The organism is Alteromonas alvinellae (assembly GCF_902705805.1).
The window spans coordinates 124-14,125 of record NZ_CACSIH010000203.1 but is presented as its reverse complement, the minus strand read 5'-3'; the positions used below and the strand labels follow the sequence as shown (position 1 = coordinate 14,125).

The window sequence follows — 14,002 nt, the reverse complement described above, 5'->3', positions numbered from 1 at the left end:
ACTGTTTTTTTAAAACGTTATGTCGAACTAATCGAGACGCATGTCGTCTTATTTGGGTTTATAAGCAACATACAACAAAACAGGCCACCCATTTACGCATGAAAAATACCTGCGCCATGCTTGTTTCCGCGACCCTTTTGCCTACAGTCGCGTTTGCACAGGAAACGACAGCTTCAAATTCTCAATTAACCCCAAATGCAGCCCCGCTTGCATTTTGCTCTGTTGAACCCGTTACTTTTAGTAGCCAGGCATTAATGCCTAAAGGTCATGTGAAAGTTGAAGCTAACCGAACTGAAATTATTCAAGACACTGTGGCATTGTTTTCTGGCAATGTAGACATAACGTCAGACACCGCGGTGATTAGTGCGTCTCAAGCGCAAGTGAACGGCAGTGGCCGAGACCTCATTGCTAAAGGCGATGTGACTTACCAAGATGCGCAATTGAAAGTTGAAAGTGACGCGGTAACCCTGCGCTCTGAAGAAGAGCGTTTAGAGATGCAAAACACCCGCTATAAACTTACGGGGTTTGTAGGACAAGGAGCCGCAAAAGATATCGTGCTAGATACCGATACCGGTATCGTACTTAAGGAAGTCAGTTTCACTACTTGCCCGGAAGGGGGAGAAGACTGGATGATCCGTGCCAGTGAGATCAGTTTGGAAAAAGGCACGGTATGGGGCCAAGCTAAACACACCCGATTTTACATCGCCGATGTACCAGTATTTTACTTACCTTACTTTGCGTTTCCCGTAAGCAATGAACGACAAACCGGCTTACTATTCCCCGAACTCACCAGCTCTAGTCGCACGGGCGTAGACTACACCCAGCCTTTTTATTGGAACATTGCGCCAAACTACGACATGACGATTTCACCTCGGTTGATGACCCTTCGCGGCGTTCAGCTGAATACTGAGTTTCGCTATTTAACAGAGCGCAGCCAAGGTAAAGCCTATGTTGAATATTTACCCAGCGACTCGGACATTGCAGGTAATCCAGACCGCTATTTTTACCGCTTAGAACATCAGGGGTTAGTTGCTGATAATTGGCTACTTAATATTGATTTTAACGGCTTAAGTGACAACAACTACCTAGTTGACTTGGGTTCAGACTATTATAGTCGCGCAGACACGCACCTGTACCGCAACATTGGTTTAAGTTACTACTCTCAAAATCTATCGGTAAATATGCAAATAAAAGATTTTGAAGTATTAGGCAATACGGCAGACAGCTACCGTGCAGTGCCAGAGATTAAAGTTAACTATAACAGAGCGTTTGGCGAATATTTCGAGTTCAACCTTGACTCTGAGGTTGCTCATTTTGATAACACGTTGGAGACTGCGCCAACAGCAACTCGCTTCCATATTGCGCCAACACTTGCCATGCCATTTCGCGCTGCATGGGGAGAGTTTGTTGCTGAAACCTCATTATTTCAAACGGTTTATCAGCAAGACAATGTTGAAGGCACTAATTTGAAAAAAGATGTTGAGCGAACTCTCGGACAAGCTCGTCTTTACGGTGCATTATATTTTGAAAGAGACACATCTTGGTTTAGTGACGATATGTCAATGACCCTAGAACCCAAGGTGCAATATCTCTACACGTCTTATGAAGATCAAACTGCTATAGGTTTTTATGACTCAACGCCGCTTTTAACCGACGTTGAGGGATTGTTTAGGGGACAAGAATTTACCGGCCTTGATAGAATTAGTGACAACAACCAAATTACCCTTGGTGCAACCACACGCATGTTAGACAAAAACAATAGGGAACAATTTGTTCTTAGTGTGGGTCAGATATTCTACCTTGAAGATAATAAAGTTATTGCGGCAACAAAAAATCAAGACCGCTCAGCCCTTGCCGCTGAGGTGGATTGGCGCTTTAACAACAATTGGTTTTTCCATTCTGATGTACAGGTAACCACTGACACAGACAAAGTTGATCTAAGTAGCGTGGGTATTGAATACCGTAGAGATGACGCGCGTTTTATTCAATTGAGTCATCGCTATGTTCGCGACTTAAGTGGTGAAACCATCGATCAAATTGGTATTTCAGCAAGCTGGCCTATTTCTGAGAATTGGCAATGGGTTGGTCGTACTTACCGTGATCTAGAGCGCAATCGAAGTGTGGAAACCTATGCAGGTATTCAATATGAATCTTGCTGTTGGGCGGTTCGACTTGTCGCACAGCGCAGTTTAAACAACCGCTACAACGACAGTGGTGTTCAAACAACCGACGATTTCGACTCTGGTGTATCGCTCCAGTTTATTTTCAAAGGCATAGGTTCATCAGGAACCCGAAGAAGCATGCTTCAAGACGGTATGTTTGGCTATCGCCAGCCTTATAGTTTAAATTAACCCGCAGTTGAGCGCTTAACCGCGCTTAAATGCAATCAACCAATAATAAAAGAGTGTGTATGAAGTTCATTATCCGTGCATTGATGTTAGGTGCCCTACTCTCGTTTAACAGTGTTGCGCAAGAAGTTATGCTTGACCGCGTTGCTGTAATTGTTGACCAAGGTGTTGTGCTTGAAAGCGAAATTGATGCCCTTGTACAAGAAGTTAAACGCAACGCTGAAGCTAATAATCAACAGCTGCCATCAGATCGTGCGCTTCGAACTCAGGCCATTGAGCGCTTGATCAGTAAGAGTCTTCAGTTACAAATGGCTGAACGCATGGGTATTCGTATTAGTGACCCACAGCTTGAGCAAACTATTGGCAATATCGCGTCTAATCAAAATGCGACTGTTGAACAACTTCGTGCACAATTAGCTGCCGAAGGTATTGCGTACGATGACTATCGTGAAGATATTCGTGAAGAAATTATTATGGGTGAAGTGCGCCGTGCAAACGTACGTCGTCGCGTCTATATTACTCCTCAAGAAATCAATACCCTGATAGACCTTATGGAGCAACAGGGTGCGACGCAGGCAGAATACCGCTTAGGTCACATTCTTATTGGTTTCCCACCTGAACCAACAGACGAAGATATTCAAGCCGCCCGTGAGCGCGCAGACAAAGTAATAGCCTTGTTAGAATCAGGTTCTGATTTTGCTAAGATAGCCATCGCGTCATCGTCTGGTAACGAAGCGCTAGAAGGTGGTGATATGGGCTGGCTTAATATTAACGCCATGCCTACACTTTTCGCTGAAGCTATTCAAGACAAAGATAAAGATGCCCTTGTTGGACCAATCCGAAGCGGTGCAGGATTTCACATACTTAAAGTGTTAGACACCCGCGGTATTGAGAAAGTCACCGTGGAAGAAGTGGACTCTCGCCACATTCTTGTGAAGCCGTCTATCATTCTTAGTGAAGAGAAAGCAAAAGCTATGCTTGTTCGCTTTAAAGAAGAATTGCAAAGTGGCGAAGCTGATTTTGCAGAGTTAGCCAAAGAGCATTCTGAAGACCCAGGTTCTGCCCTTCGAGGTGGCGAGTTAGGCTGGTCTGACCCAAGCAATTATGTACCAGAGTTTAAAGATGCGTTGTCTCAGCTTGAGCCTGGAGAGTACAGCGACCCAGTACGCACAGTTCACGGCTGGCACTTAATTCAACTTATCGACCGCCGCATGGATGACGCAACGGATAAGCGTAAAGAAGACAAAGCATATCAGCTTATCTTCAACCGTAAATTTTCAGAAGAAACCGAAAACTGGTTACGTGAGATGCGCGATGCCGCTTACGTCGAAGTAGTCGAATCTTAATAAAAAGTTATTCATGAGCACACCAATTAAAATAGCAATAACACCGGGAGAGCCGGCAGGTATCGGGCCAGATTTGATCATTAAACTGGCCCAAGAAACATGGCAAGCCCAGCTTGTCGTGTTTGCCGATGGCGACATGCTAAAAGCACGAGCGAGCGCCTTAGGGCTTCCGTTAACGCTAATCGATTACGATGCAAATAACCCGCAGATACAAGCTGCGGGTTCGTTGTTTATAAAGCAGATAGACAAAACCGCTGACGTTATCCCCGGAACCCTTGATAGTGAAAACGGGCTTTATGTGGTTGAAACCTTACGTCAAGCGTGCCAAGCCAATATTGACGGTGACTTTGATGCCGTTGTGACTGGTCCTGTACACAAAGGTATCATTAACAAAGCGGGGGTTTCTTTCAGCGGCCATACAGAGTTTTTCGCTTACCAGTCCAACACGATTGACGTGGTGATGCTGCTAGCAACGGAAGGCCTGAATGTGGCACTAGCTACGACACATATCCCCCTTGAATATGTAGCAAAAGCAATAACCCGCGAGCGACTGCACAAAGTTATTCATATAATTAATACTGACTTGAAGCTGAAGTTCGGCATAAAAACGCCTCACATTTATGTATGTGGTCTAAACCCACACGCAGGTGAAGACGGTCATATTGGCACTGAAGAAATTCACACTATTATTCCGGCACTTAATGAGCTTAGGGAAGAAGGCTTAAATATTACAGGTCCACTGCCTGCTGACACTATATTTCAGCCTAAATACTTAGAAAATGCCGATGTAGTGCTAGCGATGTATCACGACCAAGGCTTACCCGTGCTAAAATATAAGGGTTTTGGGGCGTCGGTGAATATCACGTTAGGGTTACCTTTTGTTCGCACTTCAGTCGACCACGGTACTGCATTAGATTTAGCAGGTACAGGTGAGGCCGACGCCGGTAGTTTCAGAAAAGCATTGGAAAAAGCCATTGAGCTTGCACATCATCAACAATGAGTAAAACACACTTAGGCCATACGGCCAGAAAGCGATTTGGACAGAACTTCCTTCACGACGAGTACGTGATAGGAAAAATTGTTGCCGCAATCGCGCCAAAGAATGAACAAAACTTGGTAGAAATAGGACCTGGTTTAGGTGCATTAACAGACCCTGTTTGTGAAGAAGTAGACGCACTTACCGTTATTGAGCTAGACCGAGACCTTGCCAAACGACTACGTCACCATCCATTTAACGGCGATAAACTCACCGTAATTGAACAAGATGCGATGACGATGGATTTCGGCGCGTTATGCAAAGAGATGCCAATAAAAGACAAGAAGCTGCGGGTCTTTGGTAACTTGCCTTACAACATTTCTACGCCGCTAATGTTCCATCTTTTTGACCATGCTCACTGTATTGAAGACATGCACTTTATGCTTCAAAAAGAAGTGGTTAATCGACTAGCCGCGGGGCCAGGCTCTAAAAATTACGGCAGACTTTCAGTAATGGCGCAGTATTACTGCCACGTTATACCTGTACTGAACGTTCCGCCCGGTGCTTTTAAGCCACCACCGAAAGTAGATTCTGCCGTTGTAAAGCTAGTACCGCATCAATCTCCACCCGTTGATGTTGAATCAGTGAACACGCTGGAACGTGTCTGTGCCCAAGCTTTCAATCAGCGCCGCAAAACAATTCGCAACTCACTGAAAGACAGCTTAGGTGAGGAAGAAATCCGTGAATTAGGGATAGACCCAACTTCTCGCGCAGAAGTGCTATCGCTTAACGATTTTGCCACTATAGCCAACGCTGTATCGGCGAAAGAGCACCAACAAGAGCAATAACTTTCTCTATGGATGTACTTGATATAAAGGTGCGGGTGAAAACCCGTCACCTTCCTGACCACCTCCCCTCTGACTCAAAGCAGTTTGCATTCGCCTACCACATTACTATTGAAAACAATAGTGAGCATACGGTACAGCTGCTAAGTCGCTACTGGAAGATAACCGATGCTAACGGTAAAACGTCAGAAGTAGAGGGCGATGGAGTGGTTGGGAAACAGCCAATAATGAAGGCAGGTGAAAATTTTGACTATACCAGCGGAGCAGTCATTGACACTCCGGTTGGCAATATGGAAGGCTACTATGTAATGGAACTAGAGAGCGGCGAGCGTTTCCGCGTTCCTGTAAAAGTATTTCGCCTAGCCATTCCAAGCATTCTTCATTAAGGTTTTTATGTCCAAAGGTAACACCTACGTCATTGGCGATATTCAAGGCTGTTATGACGGTCTTCGCCGCGCATTAGATAAAGTCGAATTTGACGAGACGAACGATAAACTGCTTGCCGTCGGTGATTTGGTTGCACGAGGAGAAGATTCGTTAAACACATTACGCTTTCTGAAATCACTTGGCAGTCAATTTAGCAGCGTATTGGGTAATCACGACCTACATTTACTCGCCGTTGTTAACGATATCCGTAAAGCCAAAAAATCAGACAAATTAACGCCATTACTCAATGCTTCAGACTTGACCGAACTTATTTATTGGTTGCGTCAATTTCCGCTGGCAATGAAATTAGACGAACAATCAGTAATGGTCCATGCTGGGCTCTATCCTAAATGGTCTATCGATAAGTGCATTTCACTGAGTGATGAAGTTAGCAACATCCTAAAATCCGATGATTACGCTACGTTTCTATCCAGCATGTACGGGAATACACCAGACAACTGGTCAGATAATCTTGAAGGTGACGAGCGACTGCGTTTTATTGTGAATGCCTGTACCCGCATGCGGTTTGTTCATACAGACGGCACACTCGATTTTGAAAATAAGTCTCACCCTGGTGCGGTATCACACAGCACCAGTAGCACGCTAAGACCATGGTTTGAGGTTGAGAATAAAAAGCTTGGCGATGATCAACGAGTAGTATTTGGGCATTGGGCTGCTCTGTCTGGCGAGACAAATAGTTCTCGGTTTATTGGCTTAGATACGGGTTACGTGTGGGGACAAAGTATGACGCTACTAAACCTAAACACATCATCGCTCGTTAGCGTCTCGGCGTAATATCTCATTTCAACACATCATTGGGCTGGAAAAGCGCAAATGAGGAGACTTTTCTCCCACCCCAACTGGTTGTACCAGTGAAAACATTAGCACTTAAGTGCTAATTAAAATAAACATTAAGTTGTTGTAGCCGATACACTTACTTGTGATAGTAACGATGATGTTTCGTTATCCCCTCTCATTACATGAGCAAATACGCTTATACAACCGCTATATTTTGTTAGCTGAGACGGGTAATATCGTTAGGGATAAAAACAAAAAACACTCATCCAGGAGTTCCGATGAAATTAACGGTAGCCACACGCGTAATCGGGGGATTTGTATCGATTAGTGCACTTCTAATCGTCATAAGTGTTGTTTCGCTATACAACCTCAATTCTATAGGCTCTGCGACAGAAGAAGTAAACGACGTTGCGCTTCCCACCGTAGCAGGCAGTAACGCATTAAAAGCAAGCTTTCTAAACATGGGACGACTGACCTTCGAAAGCTACATTGAAGAAGATCTAAATGGCTTAAAAGACAAACGAGCATCTTTTAACTCTGCCAAAGATACCTTTGAGAGTGAATATAAGAAACTGGCGCAGGCAGTTAATAACGAGCCTGAACTAAAGAGTACGCTGAATACTGTACGAGAATCTTATGAAGCGTATGTCACCAACGTAGAAGCGATGTACAAAAACCATCAAATGTACCTCGACCTGCGCAATAGTATTCAAGACCGACTTGGTGACGCGGAAGACAACGCCGACGATGCTTCTACCTACCTTCTAGACTTCTCAGACTTAGACGCTGTTCAGCGCGACTCTAACCTCCGACGTGCGGCAGAAATCGGCGGCCAACTTGAGACGTCGCTGCTTTCTTTGCTAACGGTTTCATACGAGTACATTAAAACAGAGACACTGGTTCGTTCGCAGACGCTAGGCAACGAAGTTGATTTGGTTGTCGAGAAAGTGGTCACGCAATTAAGCGACATGATGCAAACTGCGGGCGGACGCGATGCTTCTGGTACTCTTGATGACATTAACGACTTGGTTAACGACGCCATCAATGCGATTAAAGCTAACGACGGCGTGGTGCAGCTTCATGTAGATCGCCTAGAGCGCAGAAATGATGCTGAACAGGCACTTAATGCTTCTGATGCAAACATCACGCAGGGGGTTGTGGCGCTTGAAAACCTTCTGAATCTTGCAGATAAAAAAGCATCTCACATAGAAAACCAAGTTAATGGCGCCATTACAACAGGCAACACGTTCGTTATTGTGGTCGTTATCATCTCGATTGCTGTAGCGGCCTTCATTGGATACGTAACCGTTCGCGCTATCACACGTCCGCTTTATCGCGTAAATGAACTACTTACGGTGGCTTCATCGGGTGACCTTACTCACCGCTTAGATGATTCTGCACAAGACGAATTTGGTCTTTTAGCTCGAAACTGTAATACGCTTATTGGAAACCTTAAGGAGCTCATTACAGCCATTAACGTTCGTGCAGAACAATTGGCGGCAGCTTCAGAGCAAACATCTGCGGTAACGGCGCAAACTACCCATTCAATTCAGGATCAAAAATCTCAAATTGGCCAAGTGGCAACAGCAACCACAGAAATGCACTCTACGTCGCAGCTGGTTGTTCAGAACGCAGAAGATACGCTTAGCCAGATTCGCCATGCAGATGCTGAGGCCGAAAACGTTCGTCAAATCTCGTTAGAGAACAAGAACACTATTGAAATTTTGTCTCGTGATGTTCAAGAAGCGGCGGATGTTATCAACAAGCTTCATCAAGACAGTGCAAGCATTGGTGGTATTCTTGACGTTATTCGCGGTGTTGCCGATCAAACCAACCTATTGGCCCTGAATGCTGCTATTGAGGCTGCTCGCGCGGGTGAACAAGGTCGGGGTTTCGCGGTTGTTGCAGACGAAGTAAGAACCCTAGCTAGCCGTACACAAGAATCGACACAAGAAATTAATGCCATGATTGAAGTGCTTCAAGCAGGCGCGGAAAAAGCGGTGTCGGTGATGAATCAAGGTAAAGATCAAACCGCCGCATGTGTTGCGCAAACAGAAAAAGCCACACAAGCGTTGGATATCATTACCGATGCGGTTCACAAAGCCCATGACGTGAGCTCTCAAATTGAACAGTCAGCTCGTGAACAGAATACGGTATCACAAGAGATCAGCGAAAAGCTTGAAACTATTGTGAGTATTGCTGAAGAGACAACCGTTGGTGCACAGCAGACGTCTGAATCAAGCCATGAAGTGGCTCGCCTTGCTGAAGAGCTACAGCAGTCTATTAGACAGTTTAAAGTGTGATCCTCACACGTTAAAGAAAACAAAAACGGCCGATTCAATATCGGCCGTTTTTTTTAGTCTGATATTTGATTACTCAAACAATGCCGTATGAAGCTTGCGAACCACATCGTCACTGTCGGTTTCGTTGACCAAGAACGATAGGTTGTGAGGGTTGGCGCCAAAGCAAATCATGCGAAGGTTGAAATCTGAAACCGCAGCTAAAATCTTGCTAGAAACACCTACAGCGGTTTGCATGTTGTTACCTACAACGGTGACAAGGTCGTAACCTTTTTCTACTTTCACATCACAGATAGTTTCAAGTTCAGCAATGGTTTCTTTGTTTAGTCGCTGAGCCACAGAGTTTGCAGGGTTATCAAGGGTAAAAGATACCGAGATTTCTGATGTGGTAACCAAATCAACACTTAGCTTGTGCTTAGCGATGATGGCAAATACCTGCTGTAGGAAGCCTTGCGCATACATCATCTTCGGAGTTTTCACTGTCACCATTACCTGCTCTTTACGGCGAGTAATAGCTCGATACGGTGGTTCGTGCTCACAATCACGCACAATCCATGTACCGCCCTTTTCTGGCTCCTTACTAGAGCCTACAAACACCTTAATGTCCTTGCGAAGTGCAGGCTCCATAGTGGCAGGATGTAGTACCTTGGCACCAAAGGTGGCCATTTCCGCCGCTTCTTCAAAGCTGAGTTCAGGTAACGGATGAGCAGCTGGCGTGATGCGCGGGTCAGTTGTGTACACCCCTGTTACGTCAGTCCAAATCTCACACGATTCAGCATCAAGCGCTTCAGCAAGTAGCGCCGCCGTAAAATCAGAACCACCACGACCTAGCGTTGTAGTTCGGCCTTCCTCGTCAGCACCAACAAAGCCTTGAGTAACCACTATCGCGTCTTTAATTTCAGGTGCCAGCAATTGTTTAGACAGCTTTTCGATTTCTTCGATTTGCGGCGCACCTTCTCCAAACTCACTGTCCGTACGTAACACCTTACGTACGTCAAAGTTCATGGTTTTTACGCCCTGCTCTGCAAGCACGGAAGAGAACATCAGCGATGACATCCGCTCACCCATTGAAAGCAGCTGATCTTTTAAATCATCACGGTGAAGGATTTCTTCGTGAAACGCTAAGCTTCGCATTTCATCTAACAAGTCGTTGAGTTTTGGCTCAACCGCGTCTTTATCTTTCAACTTGTTAAGAATGGCAAGCTCAATATTGATAATGGCCTGACAGGTCTCTTCAATTTGCTGTTGCGTCATAGGTGTGTGCGCTAAGCTTACCAGGTGATTGGTTACACCTGCAGCAGCGCTCACTACCACAATGCGCGTTTTATCATTACCGGCAACAATTCGGGCGCAGTTTTGCATTACTTCGTAATTCGCAACGCTAGTTCCACCGAACTTAGCTATCGATAAGGCATTTGTCACTATATTTAACTCCAGAATAAAACTAGCATTTCGCTAGCAGCAACCGCGCCTTTTGCGCGGTTAATCAATCGTTATTTGGTCGCCTACTTTAATATTATTCTCGGCAAACCACCCTTGGTTCATTTCCAACGCGTAAAGTACCTCTTTCGATGATCCGACCGACTCCAAACTATGCGGAGTGAGAGGTTTTATATCCGTTATTACGCCTTTTCTGTCGATAAATGCTACGTCTAGAGGAACAAAGGTATTTTTCATCCACATGCCCGCAAACTTTGGGCTAGAAAACTTAAAAAACATACCGCAGTCTTCACACAAGGCTTTGCGAAACATAAGACCCTGTGCGCGTTGTTCAAAGGTTTTGGCATACTCAACTTCATAGTGCTTGCCGCCAATCTCAAGTGTAATGGATTCAAAGTCCACTGAATTCAGCGACGATACAGGGTCAACCTGCGCTTTTGCACACCCTAAGGTTAATACAAGTGCAGCAACAATAAAGAAAGATTTTCCCATTAGACATTCCTTTTCGCCATAAAAAAGCCGGTCACCCTAACGGTCACCGGCTTTGTAGTTTATACACTATTTTAAGCAACATTCAATGTTGGAATAATGCGCGCTTTTGCTTCTTCCTCAGCCTTTTTAAAGCTGGGCATTTTGTCGAAGTTTAAGTAGCGGAATACTTCACCCGACATTGCGTTAATTTTGCTGGCGTATTCCATGTATTCTTCGGCAGTTGGAATGCGCCCAACAATGGCACCCACCGCAGCAAGCTCTGCTGAGGTCAAATAAACATTCGCCCCATCGCCCAAGCGGTTAGGGAAGTTTCGAGTAGACGTGGAAAGTACGGTTGTTCCCGCATCCACCCTTGCTTGGTTACCCATACATAGTGAGCAGCCCGGCATTTCTGTACGCACGCCTACACGACCATAAATGTTGTAGTAGCCCTCTTCCATTAACTGGGCTTTGTCCATCTTGGTCGGTGGTGACATCCATAAACGAGTGGGCAGTGTTTTGTTGTACTGCTCAAGTAGCTTACCGGCTGCCCGGAAGTGACCAATGTTTGTCATACATGAACCAATAAATACCTCGTCTACCTTATCGCCTGCAACGTCAGATAAGGTTTTCGCATCGTCAGGATCATTAGGGCAGCACACAATTGGCTCTTTAATATCGTTAAGGTCAATTTCGATTACCTCTGCATACTCAGCGTCTGCGTCTGCTCGCATTAATTCCGGGTTAGCTAACCATTCTTCCATTTTCTGCGCGCGACGCTCTAAGGTACGTGGGTCGCCATAACCTTCGTTAATCATCCAGCGAAGCATGGTAATGTTTGAACGCAGGTATTCAGCAATCGACGCTTCAGATAAGTTGATAGTACAACCGGCTGCTGAACGCTCCGCCGATGCGTCAGAAAGCTCGAACGCCTGTTCTACGGTTAAGTTCTCTAGTCCTTCGATTTCTAAAATACGGCCAGAGAAGGCATTGATCTTGCCTTTTTTCTCGACCGTTAATAGGCCTTGTTTAATGGCGTACAGCGGAATGGCGTGTACTAGGTCGCGTAACGTAATGCCCGGCTGCATTTCCCCCTTAAATCGCACCAATACCGACTCGGGCATATCTAGCGGCATAACGCCAGTAGCCGCAGCGAACGCGACCAGCCCAGAACCTGCAGGGAAAGAAATACCTAAGGGGAAACGAGTATGCGAGTCACCACCCGTACCTACTGTGTCAGGCAGCAGCATGCGGTTTAACCAGCTGTGTATAATACCGTCACCAGGACGAAGCGATACGCCACCGCGGTTCATTATAAAATCAGGTAGCGTGTGCTGCGTTTCTATGTCCACCGGCTTGGGGTAAGCGGCGGTGTGACAGAATGACTGCATGGTCAAATCGGCCGTAAAGCCAAGGCAAGCTAAGTCTTTAAGCTCATCGCGGGTCATTGGCCCTGTGGTATCTTGCGAGCCTACGGTCGTCATTTTAGGTTCGCAGTAGGTGCCTGGGCGAATACCGTCAACACCGCACGCCTTACCCACCATTTTCTGCGCTAGCGAGAAACCCGCTCCACTGTCTTTTGGCTGTTCAGGCGTACGGAATAAGTCCGTCGGGCCTAAACCTAGTGTCTCACGCGCCTTCTCGGTAAGGCCACGACCAATAATCAGGTTAATACGCCCACCTGCGCGCACTTCATCCAGGATCACCTTCGACTTATAGCTGTATTCTGCAAGAAGTTCACCGGTTTCATGGTTGGTGATTTTTCCTTCAAACGGATAGATGTCTATCACATCACCCATGTTCATTTTTTCCACATCGGCTTCAAACACCAATGCACCGGCATCTTCCATAGTGTTAAAGAAGATAGGCGCAACTTTTGAACCAATGCACACACCACCGCCTCGTTTATTGGGTACACCCGGTAAGTCTTCACCAAAGAACCACAGCACAGAGTTAGTTGCCGACTTGCGTGACGAGCCTGTTCCAACTACATCACCAACAAAAGCCACGGGATAGCCCTTACTTTTAACTTCTTCTATTTGCGCCATTGGGCCTTTAACACCAGGTTCTTCTGGCTCTAAACCTTCGCGGGGCATTTTGTAAGCTGCAAGAGCGTGCAATGGAATATCTGGGCGAGACCATGCGTCAGGGGCTGGCGACAAATCATCAGTATTCGTTTCACCTGTTACTTTAAACACGGTGTAAGTGATTTTATCGTCCATTAATTTGCGCGACGTGAACCACTCACCTTCAGCCCAAGATTTAATGATGTCAGTGGCATGCTCGTTACCCGCTTTGTGCTTTTCTTCCACATCGTGATAAGCATCAAACATTAAAAGGGTATGTTTCAGCTCTTTCGCAGCCAACGGCGCAAGCGCGTTATCATCAAGTAGCTCTACTAAAGTGGCAATGTTGTAGCCACCATGCATATTTCCTAGCAGTTCAATGGCTTTCTCTTTAGAGATAAGCTCACAACTATCTTCACCTTTTGCGATTGCACTTAAAAACCCAGCTTTAACGTAAGCTGCCTCATCAACCCCAGGCGGTACACGTTCTGCCAGCAGTTCTAAAAGAAAGTCCCCTTCGCCTGCTGGCGGGTTCTTCAATAAATCAACCAGGCCAGCTACCTGTTCAGCGTTAAGCGGTTTAGGTGGGATATTTTGAGCGGCACGTTCTTCAACGTGATTGCGATAGTCTTGTAACACAGTCTCTTCCTCTAAGTTAGCTTGCGCAATGGGAGTAAACGGTCTTGTACGCACTTGACGCAAGGTGTGTTTAATAAATCATCAACAGTATAACTTCACGAGCTCACTTTTTAAATTTAGCGCCTTTTTAATTCAATTATAATCGCTATTCATACCATTACTTTTAAATGACAAAAGCGATTAAAAAGAAATAAGCAAAGTAACTTTAGCAATTAACATGTAGTAAAGTTATAGGGCTTTATGACTTAAAGACAAGAGGTTAGCTGTACACAATGCTTTTTCAATTAAAGCAAACCGTAAACGATTAATACCAGTCCGCATAGATAATTACCCACTCAGCGAGAGTT

Annotated in this window: 10 protein-coding genes; 7 read left to right on the top strand and 3 right to left on the bottom strand. The window is 45.5% G+C overall.

Annotation, left to right across the window (positions count from 1 at the left end):
- Positions 1-98: 98 nt before the first annotated feature.
- The 7 genes from ACX5KA_RS14595 (at position 99) to ACX5KA_RS14565 (ending at position 9,042) form a co-directional block, all read left to right on the top strand.
- Positions 99-2,351 (top strand): LPS-assembly protein LptD, encoded by a 2,253-nt coding sequence (locus ACX5KA_RS14595; protein WP_458731504.1) that lies wholly within the window; start codon positions 99-101, stop codon positions 2,349-2,351.
- Between the two features lie 29 nt (positions 2,352-2,380).
- Positions 2,381-3,694 (top strand): peptidylprolyl isomerase SurA, encoded by a 1,314-nt coding sequence (surA, locus tag ACX5KA_RS14590; protein WP_276203238.1) that lies wholly within the window; start codon positions 2,381-2,383, stop codon positions 3,692-3,694.
- A gap of 13 nt (positions 3,695-3,707) precedes the next feature.
- Positions 3,708-4,694 (top strand): 4-hydroxythreonine-4-phosphate dehydrogenase PdxA, encoded by a 987-nt coding sequence (gene pdxA, locus ACX5KA_RS14585; RefSeq protein ID WP_039219722.1) that lies wholly within the window; start codon positions 3,708-3,710, stop codon positions 4,692-4,694.
- Entirely contained in the window at positions 4,691-5,518 is an 828-nt protein-coding gene (gene rsmA, locus ACX5KA_RS14580; protein ID WP_039219724.1) for a 16S rRNA (adenine(1518)-N(6)/adenine(1519)-N(6))-dimethyltransferase RsmA, read from the top strand. The genes pdxA and rsmA overlap by 4 nt, the downstream gene beginning before the upstream one ends.
- Positions 5,519-5,526: 8 nt before the next feature.
- A complete protein-coding gene (gene apaG, locus ACX5KA_RS14575) occupies positions 5,527-5,901 on the top strand; it encodes a Co2+/Mg2+ efflux protein ApaG (RefSeq protein WP_039219726.1) in 375 nt (124 codons plus the stop codon).
- Positions 5,902-5,908: 7 nt separating this feature from the next.
- The gene (locus ACX5KA_RS14570) at positions 5,909-6,736 is read left to right on the top strand and encodes a symmetrical bis(5'-nucleosyl)-tetraphosphatase (protein WP_039219728.1); all 828 of its coding nucleotides are present in this window, start codon (positions 5,909-5,911) and stop codon (positions 6,734-6,736) included.
- 281 nt (positions 6,737-7,017) lie between these two features.
- A complete protein-coding gene (locus ACX5KA_RS14565; protein WP_039219729.1) occupies positions 7,018-9,042 on the top strand; it encodes a HAMP domain-containing methyl-accepting chemotaxis protein in 2,025 nt (674 codons plus the stop codon).
- Between the two features lie 69 nt (positions 9,043-9,111).
- Here ACX5KA_RS14565 and lysC read toward each other — a convergent pair whose 3' ends face one another.
- The 3 genes from lysC to acnB all read right to left on the bottom strand — a co-directional run bounded on the left by lysC (position 9,112) and on the right by acnB (position 13,655).
- Positions 9,112-10,461: a lysine-sensitive aspartokinase 3 gene (lysC, locus tag ACX5KA_RS14560; RefSeq protein ID WP_014948303.1), complete on the bottom strand. Its 1,350-nt coding sequence runs from the start codon at positions 10,459-10,461 to the stop codon at positions 9,112-9,114.
- Positions 10,462-10,521: 60 nt separating this feature from the next.
- Positions 10,522-10,971 carry a DUF192 domain-containing protein gene (locus ACX5KA_RS14555; RefSeq protein WP_014948302.1) on the bottom strand — a complete coding sequence of 150 codons (450 nt, stop codon included), beginning with the start codon at positions 10,969-10,971 and terminating at the stop codon, positions 10,522-10,524.
- 71 nt (positions 10,972-11,042) lie between these two features.
- Positions 11,043-13,655, bottom strand: a complete 2,613-nt coding sequence (gene acnB / locus ACX5KA_RS14550) for a bifunctional aconitate hydratase 2/2-methylisocitrate dehydratase (RefSeq protein WP_458731503.1) — start codon at positions 13,653-13,655, stop codon at positions 11,043-11,045.
- Positions 13,656-14,002: the final 347 nt, after the last annotated feature.